This is a genomic window from Aquaticitalea lipolytica (assembly GCF_014641635.1).
In the GTDB taxonomy this organism is placed as follows: Bacteria; Bacteroidota; Bacteroidia; order Flavobacteriales; family Flavobacteriaceae; genus Aquaticitalea; species Aquaticitalea lipolytica.
In genome coordinates, this window is the sequence record NZ_BMIC01000006.1 from 39,588 (window position 1) to 54,916 (window position 15,329).

Consider the following 15,329-nt stretch of genomic DNA (forward strand, 5'->3'; position numbering starts at 1 on the left):
TGTACTTTTACACAAAACAAATGCTATGACTCGCTATCTTTTAATCTTATCTATTTTACTTTTATCACTAAATTGTAAAAAATCTGAAAGCAAATCAGAGGTTGATAACGAATTGAATGAACTTTTTGCTATTATGCAAGGTTCTTATGATTCTGAAATACAATCGCAAGTCGATTCTACATACTTTAATATTTCACTTCACATGTATCCTATCTGGAAAGATAAGGGCAATTTTTTGTATGTTGAGCAAGCCTTAAATAGTACACAAGACAAACCATACAGACAACGTATTTATGAAGTAACAAGATTAAATGACAGCACTTTTAAATCTGCTGTTTACACACTTGCTATAGATTCACTTTGGGTAGGAAAATGGAAAACACCATCTGCTTTTGATTCTATATCATTAAAAGATATTACTCTAAAAGATGGTTGCGAAGTATTACTAAAACGTATTGAGCCTAACTATTTTGCTGGAAAAACAGGAAAAACCTCATGTGAAAGCTCATTAAGAGGTGCATCATATGCCACAAGTGAAGTTGAAATTTTAGAAGACAAAATCATATCTTGGGATAGAGGTTTTGATTCCGAAGGCAACCATGTTTGGGGAGCCGAAAAAGGAGGTTATATTTTTAACAAGCTAGATTAGGCTTTAGGTAAAAACACCTCAGCCATCATACAACGAGCACTACCTCCACCACATGTTTCAATAGTTTCTAATGAGCTTGATAAAATCTCACAATGCTTTTCTATTTGAGCAATTTGAGCTTTAGTTAAACTATCATGTGCTGCTTTACTCATAACAAGATATCGCTTATCATCATTACCTCTTACTTGTAACATATTTCCAGCAAACTGATGCATTTGTGCTTCAGTAATAGTAATGATTTCCTTTCCATCATCTTTTAAATGTTGCAATACATTTTTACGCTCTTTTTTATCATCAATACTATCTGCACAAATCACAGCAAAATTTTCAGCAAGACACATCATAACATTAGTATGATAAATAGCCAATCGCTTTCCATCAACGGTTTGATTAGCTGTAAATACTACTGGAAAATAATCAAAATCTTCACAAAACTCTATAAACAATTCTTCATCAGCTCTTGGTGATAATGCGCAATAAGCTTTACCATTTTTACGATCTAACAACAAACTTCCTGTACCTTCAAGAAAAATACCATCGTCTTCAGCACTTGTGTAATCAACAATGTTTTCGATTAAAAAACCTTCTTTTTCTAATCGCATAAACACTTCTTCACGTCGCTCTCTACGTCTGTTTTCTGCAAACATTGGATACAATGCTATATCACCATTTTCATGAAAACTCACCCAGTTATTTGGGAAAATAGAATCTGGAGTATCCATTAATTTATCATCATTTTCAACAATTACATTAACACCAACTGCTCTTAGTTTTTCAACAAACGCATCAAACTCAGCTTGAGCTTTTGCATTAATTTCAGTGTTTTTAATATCTAAATCTTCCTGAAAATAGTTGTTTACAGCAGTTTCTTCGTTCATCCTAAAACTTACTGGACGAATCATTAATATAGTGTTAGTTGTTTGTTTCATGACTTAAAGTATTGTGATGCAAAATTAGTTTAAATTGATTAAGTTTGATTCATATTCATCTCAAGTTTTTGAACAAAAAATCAATCAAAATGAAAAAAATAGTAATCCTGCTGGTTTTAATCACTTCATGCAACTCAAAAAAGGAAAATACTAATTTCGACTTTACAACTGCTTTTGAAAAAAGCAATGGAACCGAAACAGCAACTTACCAGGAAAGTATAACTTATTATAAAAATTTAGCTGAAGCATATCCTCAAATTTCAATCGATTCTATAGGTGAAACCGATTCAGGTAGACCTTTACATATAGTTACACTAAATCCTGATGCTGAATTTAATTTTGAAACCATCAGAAAAAACAAACGTATTTTACTAGTAAACAATGGCATTCATCCAGGAGAATCAGATGGTATTGATGCTACTATGATGCTATTTAGAGATATTGCTCAAGGCAAAATTGAAGCACCAAAACATACTGTATTAGTTGCGATACCAATTTATAATATTGGAGGTAGCTTAAACCGAAACTCTACAACCAGAACCAACCAAAATGGACCTAAAGAATATGGTTTTAGAGGGAACGCTCGAAATTATGACCTCAACAGAGATTTTATAAAAAGCGATACTAAAAATGCTCGCACATTTGCACAAATTTTTCATTTAGTACAACCAGATGTGTTTATTGATAATCATGTAAGCAATGGTGCAGACTACCAATACACGTTAACACATTTGTTTACGCAACACAACAAACTTGGTGGCGATTTAGGACAGTATCTGCACACCGAAATGATGCCAAATTTAGAACAAAAGCTAGTTACAAAACAATGGGATATCACACCTTATGTGAATGTTTTTAATAGCGTTCCTGAAGATGGGTTTAGCCAGTTTATGGACTCACCAAGATACTCAACAGGTTACACCACATTATTTAACACATTAGGCATGATGGTAGAAACACATATGCTAAAACCATATAAACAAAGGGTTGAAGGTACTTATGAGTTAATGAAAAGTATGATTGAAATCGTAGAAAAAGATTCAGATAAAATTAAAACCATGCGTTCTAATGCTTTAAAAACTTATCAAGATGCTGGCACATATCCTTTAGATTGGCAAATTGATACGACCAGAACAAGCACCTTAAAATTTAAAGGCTTTGAAGGCACAATGTTGCCGAGTGATGTTACTGGATCACAACGTTTAAAATACGACAGAACAAAACCATTTACTAAAGATGTTGTGTACAAGAATTATTTTAAACCAACTCTAGAAGTAACTATTCCTAGCGCTTATGTTATTCCTCAAGGATGGTGGAATGTAATCGATTTGCTAAAACTCAACAAAGTTGAAATGACACAGTTTAAAAACGATACAACACTAACTGTTGAGAGCTATAAAATAGATAACTACAATACTAGAAATCAGGCATACGAAGGTCATTATCAACATTACAGCACAAAAGTAATTTCAACTCAAAAAGAAGTCACTTTTAATAAAGGTGATTATTATATTAAAACCAATCAGCCAGCTTTTAGATATTTACTTGAAACTCTAGAACCGCAAGCACCAGATTCGTTTTTTAACTGGAATTTTTTTGATACTATTTTACAACAAAAAGAAGGATTTTCACCTTATGTTTGGGAAGATATGGCTCTTCAGTTGCTTGAGAATAATACAGATTTAAAAACAGCTTTTGAAGCCAAAAAACAAAGCGAGGAAGCTTTTGCAAACAATTGGTATGCACAGCTAGATTGGATACATCAACAAAGTGCTTATTACGAAAAAGCACATTTACAATATCCTGTTTATAGAGTGAAGTAATTTATACTAAAATCTTAATATTAGCATAAGAGTTTTCCATAGCTTCAACCGTTTGCATTGGGTTTAACCACTCTACTTTTGTAATACCTTCGTTTACTTGAGGCTCTAATTTACCTTCATAATTAGAAGTCATTTCAAACCAATATGTAATTTTTATTTTATGCTTTCCGTTGCGTTTAAAAATATGGTAAGTAGTTTCTAAAGGCTTGGTAATTTTTAAACCTTTAACATTGGTTTCCTCCTCTACTTCACGCAAAGCAGTTTGCTCAATGCTTTCTTTACCTTCAATTTTACCTTTAGGCAAGTCCCATTTATCATTACGATAAATAAATAAAATTTCTCCTTTGCTATTAAATACTTTTCCGCCACCAGCAACAACATTAGGCAATTTTTTAAGAAAGGTTTTAAGAAGCTTGTCTTCAGTTTTACCTATAAGTCTTGCCTCTTCTAATGAAGTAGAGTTTAGATCTCTAATTACTTTACCAATATTAACCTTACTTAAAAGGTAATTCTTAAAATTAGTCTCTTTACTAACTTCAGTGGTTAAAATAATTGGCTTGTCATTGACAAAAACTTTATACATCTAATAGCTTATAAAAGTATTGAATTGGTAAAAATATCATTTTTTGTTTCATAGCACCAAATTTGAAAATTAATTTTAAGTAAATTTTTGAAATTAAAATCTATAAAATTGTTTAGTTTTGCGTCATGATTTTTCACAAACAAACCGCTAAAAAAACCGCTGAATTATTATTACAAATTCATGCGATAAAACTACAACCTAACAAACCATTTACTTGGGCATCTGGTTGGAAATCACCAATATATTGCGATAATCGCATTGTATTATCATATCCTCCTATACGCAACTACATTAGAGAGACAATGGCAAAACATATTGAAAAGCAATATGGTAAGCCAGATGTTATTGCTGGTGTTGCTACAGGAGCTATTGGAATTGGAATTTTAGTAGCCGAATATTTAGGCTTACCATTTGTGTATGTAAGACCAGAAGCTAAAAGTCATGGTCGACAAAACCAAATTGAAGGTTACATTGAAAAAGGTCAGAATGTAGTAGTTGTTGAAGACTTAATTAGCACTGGAAAAAGTAGCTTAAATGCCGTAAAAGCATTAAAAGAAGAAGGTGTTAATGTTAAAGGAATGGTTGCCATTTTCTCATATGGTTTTGAGGTTGCTGCAAACAATTTTAAAGACGAAAATGTAACTTTACATACACTAAGTAATTACGAAAGCTTATTAGAACAAGCTCTAGACACCAACTATATAACCTCAAAAGAACAAGACGTTTTAGCAGATTGGAATGCCAATCCGAGTGAATGGAACGCTAATTGATATAACGCTTGTAAAATATAAAACAAATGAATTTAGAATCTCCAAAAGTAAGTATCGATAAATCATCACAAGACGTATTTGATTTTTTATCAGACGTCAAAAATTTTGAACAATTAATGCCTGAAAACACAAGTAAATTTGAAGTTTTAGGTGAAGATACTTTTGTGTTTGCATTAAAAGGAATGCCAGAAATAGTATTAAAAAAGAAAGAAGCTGTTGCTCCAAATAAAATTGTACTTGGTGCAGCTGGTGGTAAAATAGACTTTTCTTTAACAGGTCATATTACTTCTGTAAGCGAAACCAAAAGTGATGTACAGTTAATTTTTGATGGCGAATTTAACGCTATGATGGCAATGATGATAAAAGGCCCAATAAGCAAGTTTATAGAAACTTTAGCTACTAATATTCCAGCAAACGTTTAATATAATAGGGAGATAGATTTTAAATCGAATTCTTTAATAATTTGGTCTTCTAATTGCACTTTAAGACATCCCGAATTAGAAACTCCTATTATAAACCCAGAAAATAAATGACCTTCAGCGTTTTTAAATGTTGAAGGTTTATTTTTTCTAAACAGTAACTCTTCATAATCAGCTTTAAGCGCTTGAAAATTCCCTGATTTTAAAATTTCAAAGTTCATTTTAAGATGCTTTAAAATAACTTGTAACAATTCATCTAAATTAAAATGCTCTCCAGAAAGAAGTTTTAAAGACGATGCATTAGGTAAATTTTCAAATTCAGTTTGGTTAACATTTAAGCCAACTCCAATAATCGACCCTTGCAATTGGTTCTGTTTTATGACATTTTCAATTAATATACCAGCTATTTTCTTATTCTCTGACAAAATGTCGTTAGGCCACTTTATCTTTAATTTCTTAATATTAAATTCCTGCAAAGCCTTCAAAATAGACAAAGCAACAGTAATACTTATATAAAAATGCTGGTCAATATTAACAAACGAAACATCTTTAAACACACTAAACATAAGGTTTTTTGAGTCTTCAGAGTTCCAATGCGTACCCATTTGCCCACGACCATTTGTTTGGTAGTTAGTTACCACAACTGTATAATCTTTAACTGCCTCTTCAGCACTCATCTGCCTTAAAAAAGAGTTGGTAGAGTCAATGGCATTAAGTTTGATTATACGCATATACAAGAATTAATTAAAATTATAATATTCTTAAGACTATTTAAAGTTCAAAAGAACTAAAAAAATAATAACTTTGCACAAACTAAATCAATTTAATGGCGAAAGACAATAATAACGCAGACCAATTAATAACAACGATATTAAGTGGTATTGAAGATGTAAAAGGAAGAGAAATTAGTATTCTAGATTTAAGAGAGTTAGAAAATACGGTTTGTGATTATTTCATTATTTGTGAAGGTACTTCAAACACACAAGTAAACGCTATAGTCAATTCTATACAAAAAAAGGTGAGCAAAGAGCTCAAAGATCATCCATGGCATATTGAAGGTAGTGAAAATGCAGAATGGGTGTTAATGGACTATGTTAATGTAGTTGTGCACGTTTTCCAAAAACACATCAGACAATATTACGATATTGAGAGTCTTTGGGGAGATGCTAAAACAACAGAAATAGAAACTAGTTACTAAAAAAAAATTAATGGCAAAAGAAACTAAAAATATAAACAAAAAACCAAAAATGAATCCATATTGGATTTACGGGATTATTATAGCCGTATTTTTTGGTATTCAACTTTTTTCAGGTGGTTTTGGTAATGAAGCTAAAACAACAACACCTGCACAATTTATAAACTACTTACAAAAAGGTGAGGTTGCAAAAATTGAGATTGTAAACAAAAGAGATGCTAAAGTGTATCTTACTGATGACGCTCAAAAAAGTGAAACTCATAAAGGCACAAAACCTTCTAGTATATTTCCAACTGTAACTCCGTTACCAAATTATGTATTTGAGTTTGGAGACCTACAATTGTTTCAAGAGCAAATCACAAAAACTATAGATGAGAACAGCCTAAAAACTGAAGTAAAATACGTTACCGAAAGTAATGCTTGGGGCGAACTTTTATTGTCGCTACTTCCATTTGTACTTATTATTGGTATCTGGATTTTCATCATGAGACGTATGTCTGGTGGAGCTGGTGGTGGAGCTGGTGGACAGATTTTTAATATCGGAAAATCGAAAGCAAAGTTGTTTGATGAAAACACTGATGTTAAAACTTCATTTAGAGATGTTGCTGGTTTAGAAGGAGCAAAAGAAGAAGTACAAGAAATTGTAGACTTCCTTAAAAACCCAGAAAAATACACCAAACTAGGTGGTAAAATACCAAAAGGAGCACTACTTGTAGGACCTCCAGGAACTGGTAAAACCCTATTAGCAAAAGCTGTTGCTGGTGAAGCTAAAGTACCTTTCTTCTCATTATCTGGTTCAGATTTTGTTGAGATGTTTGTTGGAGTTGGAGCTTCTCGTGTTAGAGATTTATTTAAACAAGCTAAAGAAAAATCTCCAGCCATAATTTTTATTGATGAAATTGATGCTATTGGTAGAGCGAGAGGAAAAAATAATTTTTCTGGTTCTAATGATGAGCGTGAAAACACATTAAACCAGTTATTAACTGAGATGGATGGTTTTGGTACAAATACAAATGTTATTGTATTGGCTGCAACCAACAGAGCAGATGTATTAGATAAAGCGCTAATGCGTGCTGGTCGTTTTGATCGTCAAATTTTTGTCGACTTACCAGATATTAACGAGCGTAAAGAGATTTTTGAAGTCCATTTAAGACCTATCAAAAAATCTGATGATTTAGATATTGATTTCTTATCACGTCAAACTCCAGGGTTTTCTGGAGCAGATATTGCCAATGTTTGTAATGAAGCTGCATTAATAGCTGCAAGAAATGGCAAAAAAGCTGTTGATAAACAAGACTTTTTAGATGCTGTTGATAGAATTATTGGTGGATTAGAAAAGAAAAATAAAATTGTTACTCCAGATGAAAAACGTGCTGTTGCTTTCCATGAAGCTGGTCATGCAACCATAAGCTGGATGTTAGAGCATGCTGCTCCATTAGTAAAAGTTACAATTGTTCCTCGTGGTCGTTCATTAGGTGCTGCATGGTATTTACCAGAAGAGCGTTTAATTGTAAGATCTGAACAAATGCTTGACGAAATGTGTGCTGCTTTAGGTGGTAGAGCTGCTGAGAAAGTTATCTTTAATAAAATTTCTACAGGTGCTTTAAGCGATCTAGAAAAAGTAACAAAACAAGCAAGAGCCATGGTAACCATTTATGGTTTAAGTGATAAAGTAGGTAATCTTACATATTACGATTCTTCAGGACAAAACGAATACGGATTTACAAAACCATATAGTGAGCGTACTGCAGAACTTATTGATAAAGAAATATCTGATATTATTGAAGAGCAATACCAACGTGCTATAAAAATATTAGAAGACAATAAAGATAAGCTGACAAAATTAGCTGAAGTACTTCTAGAAAAAGAAGTCATTTTTAAAGACAATTTAGAGAAGATTTTTGGTAAACGCCCTTTCGGAAAAGATGACGAAGTTGAAATGCCAAAAAACAACACTAAAGACGTTAAGACTGAAGAAGTTAAAGCTGAAGATGAAGAAGAAGTTAAAGACGACTTATTAAAATAAACCTTATACAACCTTATAAAAAACTTAAATTAATCTAATGTTAATTTAAGTTTTTTTATATTTGGTAGAATCAATTTAAGAAACAGGTTAATAGCAACCCATAAATGAGTCTATTTCGTAAAATCTTCGGTAAAAAAGAAACATCTGGAGAAAACATAAAAGGCGAAGAAAGAGGCAAGTATATGCCTGAAATAAAAATTCCTATTGACGAGAAATTTACTATAAATTTCAAAGCCAATGGTGGAAAGTTTTTGTACTGCGAAAATATTGACGAAATAAAAAAAACTCTTAAAGAGATTCTTAATGAAAACGAATGGGAAGACAAAAACGTGTTTCTACTCGACGAACGCTTAAAAGATTTATTCAAAGAATTTAATCTTAAAGCGACCAGAAAAACTGCCGAAAGCACTTATTTTCTTTCTACTTGCGAATATTTAATTGCTGATGATGGATCGTTATTAATCTCATCAAATCAAATTGCAGAAAAGAAACTTAAAGACCTTCCTCCAAATTTTATCATCTATGCAACTACAAGTCAGTTTGTTGAAAACATTGGCGAAGGATTACGAGGCATAAAAAACAAGAATAGAGAAAAAATTCCAACGAATATTACGACTATAAAACACTTCAAAGCTTTAGAAGATAAAGATTTTCTAACCTATGGAAGTAGCTCAAAAAACTTATATTTGCTGCTGCTAGAAGATTTATAGATGAAACATATTCTTATTTCTATTTTGAAAAACACTAAAGCTAATTTTAAGATGTTCCATCTGACAATTAAAAAACAATAAAAGTCTGCAGATGAAAGAACTTAGTACACGAGCCATTTCTGGAGCTTTATACATTTCACTACTTATATTATGTATTTATTGGCAATACGCATTAGTAGTATTGTTTTTAGTTTTTGGGCTTATTTGCATGGCAGAGTTTAAAAAGCTAATCGACCTAAAAGGCAACATATCGTACATCATTTTTTTAGTTATGTATCTTGGGTTTAGCATTTGGTGCCTCACTCCTGCTGTAAATACAGGATTTAGCGAAGCCATTAAAATATTACAAGTTATTACCATATTTGTACAATTGTTTTTAATAAAAGACTTGTTTTCAGAAAAAACAATTCCGTTGTTTAGCTCAAAACGTTATATACTTACAACATTCTACCTATCAAGCTCATTTGTGTTTTTAATACTTATCGCAAACAACGATAATACATTTACACCTATGTTATTATTAGGTGCATTTATATTGGTTTGGATAAACGATACAGGAGCTTATATAGTAGGTAAAAACTTCGGAAAGCAAAAACTCTTCCCAAGTGTATCGCCAAAAAAGACTGTTGAAGGTTTTTTAGGTGGTTTATTTTTTGCCTGTGTTGCTAGTTATTTTATTGCCTTATTTACCGAGACTTTAGACTCTACACATTGGCTTGCACTAGCCATTGTAGTATCTGTTTTTGGTACAATTGGCGATTTAATCGAATCTAAATTTAAGCGACAAGCTGGCGTAAAAGATAGTGGTGTAATTATGCCAGGACACGGAGGTTTGTTAGATAGGTTAGATAGTATTATTTTTACAGCACCATTTTTCTATTTATTTTTAAGACTGTTTCCGTATGTTTCATAAAGAAGGACAAAAAATTATTTTTATAACCTTGGTTATAGTAGTTGCAATTATTTTCGCAATAGATTATACAGTAACACTACCTTGGTTACGTATTGCATTAATGTTTTTAGCATTAGCATTCTTCGGATTGATACTTCAGTTTTTTAGAAACCCAAAACGTATTGGCAAACTTAATGATAACCATGTGTTGTCGCCAGTTGATGGAAAGGTTGTTGTTATTGAAGAAGTACAGGAAAACGAATATTTTAAAGACAAACGTATACAAGTATCTGTATTTATGTCGCCAATAAATGTACACGTTACACGCTATCCAATTGGCGGAAAAGTTGCTTTTAGCAAATATCATCCTGGTAAGTTTTTAGTGGCTTGGCACCCAAAAGCTAGTGAGGAGAATGAGCGTACAACAGTTGTGGTAGAAAACAATAGTTTTGGTAAAGTATTATACCGACAAATTGCTGGAGCATTAGCAAAACGTATAGTAAATTATGCCAAAGCAGATGATGTTGTAGCACAAGGAAGCGATTCTGGATTTATAAAATTTGGTTCGAGAGTAGATGTTTTTTTACCTTTAGATGCCAAAGTTAAAGTAACACTAAACCAAAAAGTAAAAGGTGGTGTTAGTGTAATTGCCGAAAAGTAAAATAATGACAAAAGAAGAGTTAAACATAGAATTTGAAGATGCGGTAGAACGCATTAACAACTTTAAAGAACCTTTTCCTGCCGACTTTTTATTACGCTTATATGCTTATTATAAAAAAGCGACCAATAACTACGAACGACCAAGTAGTAGTAAACCTATAATTAACGCTTTTAAAACCAATGCCCTTTTTCAGGTTAAAGATGTGAGCCAAGACGAAGCCAAACGCATTTATATAGATTTGGTAAACAACTACTTTTTATACCGAAAATAAACCCTCTTTTTTACCAAAATTACGTAGAACTACGTATTTCTTTTTACGTTTTAAAACGCTAACTTCGTTTAACTATCGATATAGATAATTAAAACCAATCCATATCGTCGCATTACACACAATTACTCCGGAAAACCAGAACTAACATTATAATGACAAACTCGGAAAAGAAAAAAATCGCTTTAATCATATTTCATGTGATTGTTCTTTTATTCTTGTTTGTTTCAATAACTTTATTACTCGACGACATTTTTTCACAGAACGAAAACCCAAATGATTATATAGATTCTTTTTATGTAAGTACACCTAGAATAATTGCTCCATTTGCTGTTTTACTTGGTTCAATAAGTTGGTTGATAATTTTAATTAAATGGATTCGAAATAGTCGTCTAGAATTTTATATGAAATCAATTTTTCTAACCAAAACAATTATAATTATTGGATTGATTCTATTAATGACAATTTAGTCTCATTAGATTTATTTTACACAAATTAGAATTTAAATCGCATACGGAATCTAACTCAGACGCGGATTTTTCTTTTGCGCAAATTATATTGGGTTTGCTAAATTAAATACTTATATGTTTTCTGCTTCAAAGCGTTTTGCAAACACTTTTTGCCATTTAAGCTGTTAAAAGCAAAACTATTGTTTAGCTTTTATTATGTTAATTGTTCTCCTCATTACCGCAAAAACTTTATGTGCATACTCTATTCTGTCGCAACAGTGTGTAACAACGTGTATAGTCAATTGCTTGGTCTGTGATTACTCGGAAAATCCTACGGATTTTCCTACTGGTTCGTTTCTTTTGTTAACTTAGTTCTTGCCAACGCAACAAACCATATACAACAACGTTAAACGAAATCTCAAATTTTATATCATTAATCACTTTTCACTTTAAAAGTTGCTACAACATTTATAAAAAGGTATTTTAGCTGCACAAACACCAAATCTGTTATTATGCAACGTTTTATATTATTTGTTATCGCTTTAGTATGCTTTAATACTAGTAATGCACAAACCTACAACACTTATTATGGTGACATTGTTGCCAATGTATCGTCTAGCAACGTATTAAACGACCTCACAACTTTTGAGAATTTTGGCATAAAAGAGTTAGGCACTACAGCTTTAACTAACACTCAAAACTGGATTACTGCTCGTTACCAAAGTTTAGGCTATACAGATGTAGTGTTGCAACCTTTTAGCTTTAATGGCAATACAACCAATAATATAATTGTTACCAAAACAGGTACAGTGTATCCTAACACCTATTTAATTATCGATGCGCATTACGATACTATTAATGGTCCTGGTACTAACGATAATGGTACAGGTACAGTATTATTGTTAGAGTTAGCACGACTTTTAAAAGATGTAGATACCGAATACTCTATAAAATTTATTCATTTTAGTGGTGAAGAAGATGGTTTGGTTGGTAGTACGTATTATGTAAATAATACTGTTATTCCTCAAAATTTAGATATAAAACTTGTGTTTAATATCGACGAAGTTGGTGGTGTTAATGGCATGACTAATAATACTATTGTTTGCGAAAGAGACCAAAGTAGTCCAGCTTCTAACAATGCGGCTTCGGCTGCTCAAACTACCATTTTGGCTAACTGCATGGAGTTATACTCTAACCTAAATACCGAAATATCGTTTGCTTACGCTTCAGATTATGTGCCTTTTGAAAATAATGGTGAAATTATCACTGGGTTGTTCGAAAAAAATGAATCGCCAGTAAACCATACCATCAACGATAATTTAGCGAATATGGATGCTACCTATGCTTATGAAGTGGTAAAAGGTGCTCTTGGTGCTGCTTTAGAGTTTTCTGTGGCTTACGACTCTTCTTTAAGTATTGTTGACGAGCAGTTTGTTTCTGTGTCTGTGTTTCCTAATCCTGCAAATAAATACATTACTGTTGCTTTTAAAAACCCCATACAAACTCCTGTGGATTTTAAACTTATTGATGTACAAGGCAAAGAAGTTATATCTAAAACCTTAACCGAACAATCAGAGAAGATTGCTGTAGATTCGTTAAGTAGAGCTAACTATGTTGCTGTTTTTAAAATTGAAAATCAACGATTAATTAAGAAAGTGATTTTAAATTAATCACGTATTAAAGGCATAGTTGAGCAACGTAATAATCCTTCTTGCTTAGAAATCTCAGCATAAGGTACTTCTTCAACTGTAAAACCTTGTTTACGTAACCAGGTATTTAAACGCGTAAAATTACGTTCGGAAATCACAACATCATCAGCTATTGAAAAGATATTACTGTTCATGTGATACATTTCTTCACGTGTAATGTGAAATAGATTTTCTTTTCCGAAAAGGTTTACTAAATACATATAATCGCTTTCTTCTCTAAAACCGCTTTTATAAATAATCCCTTTGTCTTTTCCGACAGGTTGAAAACAGCAGTCTAAATGCAAAGCATTATCTCTTGGTTCTATTTTAGATTTTACGAGGTCAAACTCCTTTACAATCTTATCAGGAAACAAATCTTTAATAAAATTTACACCTTCTGTATTTGTACGAGCAGTAATATAATTTTTATAATCGCTGCCTTTATAGGTACCAATAAAAATGTGGTTGTTCCAAAGCATTACGTCTCCACCTTCAATATGAACCTCTTCTGGTGGACGAATTACTTTTTTTGGATCTATCTGGTCTATGACATATTGAATAGCGTCTAACTCCTCATCACGTTCTGGCAGAATATTGGCTTTTATAAAAATATCGTCAATTACAAAAGCGATATCTCTGGCAAATATTTGGTTATAGTCTTCAATAAGATCAGGACGATACACCTTAACATTATACTTTTCGAACACTTTTGCTACTGCATCCATCTCTTTTACCATATCTGCTTCAACAGGATAGGTACCAGCTTTAATGTGTTCTAACGATTTTGGGTCGTAAGCTTCCTCTACTGTTGGTGTTGGACCATTGCTAATTGCAGTTCCTAAAACCACAGCTCTTAATCGAGAGGTTTCGTTTTTTATGTTAAGTTTTAAATAGTCCATAGGTTACAAATATAAAAAAAGCCTCATTATAAAAATGAAGCTTATATCACTATCGTTATGATTTAGCGTTTATCAATAGATACAAAAGGCCTTAAAGTTTCTCCAATATATATTTGACGTGGACGACCAATTGGCTCGTTATTTAAACGCATTTCTCTCCACTGTGCAATCCAACCTGGTAAACGACCTAATGCAAACATTACTGTAAACATATCAGTTGGTATTCCCATACCTCTGTAAATAATACCAGAATAGAAATCGACATTTGGATATAATTTACGGTCAACAAAGTATGGATCTTGTAATGCTTCTTTTTCTAATCCTTTAGCAATATCTAAAATTGGATCTTCAATACCTAAATTATCAAGTACTTCGTCTGCTGCCTTTTTAATGATTTTAGCACGAGGATCGAAGTTTTTATATACTCTGTGTCCAAAGCCCATTAAACGGAAAGGATCTTCTTTATCTTTAGCTTTAGCCATATACTTTGCAGTATCTCCACCATCTTCCTTAATAGCTTCCAACATTTCTAATACTGCTTGATTTGCTCCACCATGAAGTGGTCCCCAAAGTGCAGAAATACCTGTAGAAAGTGATGCAAATAATCCAACATGTGACGAACCAGCTATTCTTACAGTAGATGTAGAACAGTTTTGTTCGTGGTCTGCATGAAGAATTAATAATTTGTCTAATGCATTTATTAATATTGGATTTAATATATATTCTTCATTAGGCTGCTTAAACATCATTTTTAAGATGTTTTCTACATAACCTAAATTTTTATCTCCATAATCTAATGGTAAACCTTGTTTTTTACGAAGTGTCCAAGCTACTAATACAGGAAACTTACCTAATATTTTTACAATAGCTTTGTACATATCTTCTTCAGAATTTACATTTACTGAAGATGGGTTAAAAGCTGTTAATGCACTTGTTAATGATGCAATAACACCCATTGGATGCGCAGATTTAGGAAACGCATCAACTATTTTACGTACATCCTCATCTACAACAGATTGCGCTTTAATATCTGTATGAAATTTTTCTAATTCTTCTTTTGTTGGTAATTCACCAAAAATTAAAAGGAATGCTACCTCAAGGAAATCTGCTTTTTCAGCAAGTTCTTCAATTGAATAACCTCTGTATCTTAATATTCCTTTTTCACCATCTAGAAAAGTAATAGCACTCTCGCAAGACCCTGTATTTTTATAACCTGGATCGATAGTAATTACACTATCTGTAGTACTTCTTAAGTTCTTAATATCGATGGCAACTTCGTTCTCTGTTCCAACAATTAATGGGAACTCATATTTTTTTCCTTCTATTTCTAAAGTAGCAGTTTTTGACATATTGTATTGTAAATTTTTG

16 protein-coding genes are annotated in these 15,329 nt (G+C 32.2%); 11 read left to right on the forward strand and 5 right to left on the reverse strand.

Translation table 11 applies throughout. The features are described from left to right. The first annotated feature begins 25 nt into the window (after positions 1-25). Positions 26-649 carry a chromophore lyase CpcT/CpeT gene (locus IEW41_RS12130; RefSeq protein WP_188606641.1) on the forward strand — a complete coding sequence of 208 codons (624 nt, stop codon included), beginning with the start codon at positions 26-28 and terminating at the stop codon, positions 647-649. On the opposite strand, the gene ctlX is transcribed toward IEW41_RS12130, so the two are convergent. Further along, entirely contained in the window at positions 646-1,578 is a 933-nt protein-coding gene (ctlX, locus tag IEW41_RS12135) for a citrulline utilization hydrolase CtlX (protein WP_188606642.1), read from the reverse strand. The two genes, IEW41_RS12130 and ctlX, sit on opposite strands and share 4 nt — an antisense overlap. A gap of 89 nt (positions 1,579-1,667) precedes the next feature. Here ctlX and IEW41_RS12140 point away from each other — a divergent pair, with 89 nt between their 5' ends. Continuing rightward, positions 1,668-3,401, forward strand: coding sequence for a M14 family metallopeptidase (locus IEW41_RS12140; protein ID WP_188606643.1), 1,734 nt, complete (start codon positions 1,668-1,670; stop codon positions 3,399-3,401). A gap of 1 nt (position 3,402) precedes the next feature. Here the strand turns inward: IEW41_RS12140 and IEW41_RS12145 are convergent, their stop codons facing one another. Beyond that, complete coding sequence (locus tag IEW41_RS12145) at positions 3,403-3,984, reverse strand: NUDIX hydrolase (RefSeq protein ID WP_188606644.1); 582 nt, start codon at positions 3,982-3,984, stop codon at positions 3,403-3,405. Between the two features lie 125 nt (positions 3,985-4,109). On the opposite strand from IEW41_RS12145, the gene pyrE reads away from it, so the two are divergent. Beyond that, positions 4,110-4,754: an orotate phosphoribosyltransferase gene (gene pyrE / locus IEW41_RS12150; RefSeq protein ID WP_188606645.1), complete on the forward strand. Its 645-nt coding sequence runs from the start codon at positions 4,110-4,112 to the stop codon at positions 4,752-4,754. Between the two features lie 26 nt (positions 4,755-4,780). Then, positions 4,781-5,176: an SRPBCC family protein gene (locus tag IEW41_RS12155; RefSeq protein WP_188606646.1), complete on the forward strand. Its 396-nt coding sequence runs from the start codon at positions 4,781-4,783 to the stop codon at positions 5,174-5,176. On the opposite strand, the gene IEW41_RS12160 is transcribed toward IEW41_RS12155, so the two are convergent. Beyond that, complete coding sequence (locus tag IEW41_RS12160; RefSeq protein ID WP_188606647.1) at positions 5,173-5,904, reverse strand: biotin--[acetyl-CoA-carboxylase] ligase; 732 nt, start codon at positions 5,902-5,904, stop codon at positions 5,173-5,175. The genes IEW41_RS12155 and IEW41_RS12160 overlap by 4 nt on opposite strands. 95 nt (positions 5,905-5,999) lie before the next feature. Here IEW41_RS12160 and rsfS point away from each other — a divergent pair, with 95 nt between their 5' ends. The 7 genes from rsfS to IEW41_RS12195 all read left to right on the forward strand — a co-directional run bounded on the left by rsfS (position 6,000) and on the right by IEW41_RS12195 (position 13,044). Continuing rightward, the gene (rsfS, locus tag IEW41_RS12165) at positions 6,000-6,371 is read left to right on the forward strand and encodes a ribosome silencing factor (protein ID WP_188606648.1); all 372 of its coding nucleotides are present in this window, start codon (positions 6,000-6,002) and stop codon (positions 6,369-6,371) included. Between the two features lie 10 nt (positions 6,372-6,381). Next, the gene (ftsH, locus tag IEW41_RS12170) at positions 6,382-8,394 is read left to right on the forward strand and encodes an ATP-dependent zinc metalloprotease FtsH (RefSeq protein WP_188606649.1); all 2,013 of its coding nucleotides are present in this window, start codon (positions 6,382-6,384) and stop codon (positions 8,392-8,394) included. 104 nt (positions 8,395-8,498) lie between these two features. Further along, positions 8,499-9,104, forward strand: coding sequence for an LUD domain-containing protein (locus tag IEW41_RS12175; protein ID WP_188606650.1), 606 nt, complete (start codon positions 8,499-8,501; stop codon positions 9,102-9,104). Between the two features lie 91 nt (positions 9,105-9,195). Continuing rightward, positions 9,196-10,017: a phosphatidate cytidylyltransferase gene (locus IEW41_RS12180; protein ID WP_188606651.1), complete on the forward strand. Its 822-nt coding sequence runs from the start codon at positions 9,196-9,198 to the stop codon at positions 10,015-10,017. After that, on the forward strand, positions 10,007-10,657 hold the full coding sequence (locus tag IEW41_RS12185) for a phosphatidylserine decarboxylase family protein (protein ID WP_188606652.1): 651 nt from the start codon (positions 10,007-10,009) through the stop codon (positions 10,655-10,657). The genes IEW41_RS12180 and IEW41_RS12185 overlap by 11 nt, the downstream gene beginning before the upstream one ends. A gap of 4 nt (positions 10,658-10,661) precedes the next feature. Then, positions 10,662-10,928 (forward strand): acyl-CoA-binding protein, encoded by a 267-nt coding sequence (locus IEW41_RS12190; RefSeq protein ID WP_188606653.1) that lies wholly within the window; start codon positions 10,662-10,664, stop codon positions 10,926-10,928. A gap of 958 nt (positions 10,929-11,886) precedes the next feature. Then, positions 11,887-13,044 carry a M28 family peptidase gene (locus IEW41_RS12195; protein WP_188606654.1) on the forward strand — a complete coding sequence of 386 codons (1,158 nt, stop codon included), beginning with the start codon at positions 11,887-11,889 and terminating at the stop codon, positions 13,042-13,044. Here IEW41_RS12195 and IEW41_RS12200 read toward each other — a convergent pair. Together IEW41_RS12200 and IEW41_RS12205 are read right to left on the reverse strand one after the other, a co-directional pair. Further along, a complete protein-coding gene (locus tag IEW41_RS12200) occupies positions 13,041-13,961 on the reverse strand; it encodes a dimethylarginine dimethylaminohydrolase family protein (RefSeq protein WP_188606655.1) in 921 nt (306 codons plus the stop codon). The two genes, IEW41_RS12195 and IEW41_RS12200, sit on opposite strands and share 4 nt — an antisense overlap. A 62-nt stretch (positions 13,962-14,023) precedes the next feature. After that, positions 14,024-15,310, reverse strand: coding sequence for a citrate synthase (locus tag IEW41_RS12205; RefSeq protein WP_188606656.1), 1,287 nt, complete (start codon positions 15,308-15,310; stop codon positions 14,024-14,026). Between the last annotated feature and the right edge of the window lie 19 nt (positions 15,311-15,329).

Excerpts from the sequence above, each read along its gene's own strand:
- IEW41_RS12130 (WP_188606641.1), top strand. The coding sequence starts at position 26 with ATGACTCGCTATCTTTTAATCTTATCTATTTTACTTTTATCACTAAAT.
- ftsH (WP_188606649.1), top strand. The coding sequence starts at position 6,382 with ATGGCAAAAGAAACTAAAAATATAAACAAAAAACCAAAAATGAATCCA.
- IEW41_RS12175 (WP_188606650.1), top strand. The coding sequence starts at position 8,499 with ATGAGTCTATTTCGTAAAATCTTCGGTAAAAAAGAAACATCTGGAGAA.
- IEW41_RS12190 (WP_188606653.1), top strand. The coding sequence starts at position 10,662 with ATGACAAAAGAAGAGTTAAACATAGAATTTGAAGATGCGGTAGAACGC.
- rsfS (WP_188606648.1), top strand. The coding sequence starts at position 6,000 with ATGGCGAAAGACAATAATAACGCAGACCAATTAATAACAACGATATTA.
- IEW41_RS12200 (WP_188606655.1), bottom strand. The coding sequence starts at position 13,961 with ATGGACTATTTAAAACTTAACATAAAAAACGAAACCTCTCGATTAAGA.
- IEW41_RS12140 (WP_188606643.1), top strand. The coding sequence starts at position 1,668 with ATGAAAAAAATAGTAATCCTGCTGGTTTTAATCACTTCATGCAACTCA.
- IEW41_RS12155 (WP_188606646.1), top strand. The coding sequence starts at position 4,781 with ATGAATTTAGAATCTCCAAAAGTAAGTATCGATAAATCATCACAAGAC.
- IEW41_RS12195 (WP_188606654.1), top strand. The coding sequence starts at position 11,887 with ATGCAACGTTTTATATTATTTGTTATCGCTTTAGTATGCTTTAATACT.
- IEW41_RS12160 (WP_188606647.1), bottom strand. The coding sequence starts at position 5,904 with ATGCGTATAATCAAACTTAATGCCATTGACTCTACCAACTCTTTTTTA.
- IEW41_RS12205 (WP_188606656.1), bottom strand. The coding sequence starts at position 15,310 with ATGTCAAAAACTGCTACTTTAGAAATAGAAGGAAAAAAATATGAGTTC.
- IEW41_RS12180 (WP_188606651.1), top strand. The coding sequence starts at position 9,196 with ATGAAAGAACTTAGTACACGAGCCATTTCTGGAGCTTTATACATTTCA.
- IEW41_RS12145 (WP_188606644.1), bottom strand. The coding sequence starts at position 3,984 with ATGTATAAAGTTTTTGTCAATGACAAGCCAATTATTTTAACCACTGAA.
- ctlX (WP_188606642.1), bottom strand. The coding sequence starts at position 1,578 with ATGAAACAAACAACTAACACTATATTAATGATTCGTCCAGTAAGTTTT.
- IEW41_RS12185 (WP_188606652.1), top strand. The coding sequence starts at position 10,007 with ATGTTTCATAAAGAAGGACAAAAAATTATTTTTATAACCTTGGTTATA.
- pyrE (WP_188606645.1), top strand. The coding sequence starts at position 4,110 with ATGATTTTTCACAAACAAACCGCTAAAAAAACCGCTGAATTATTATTA.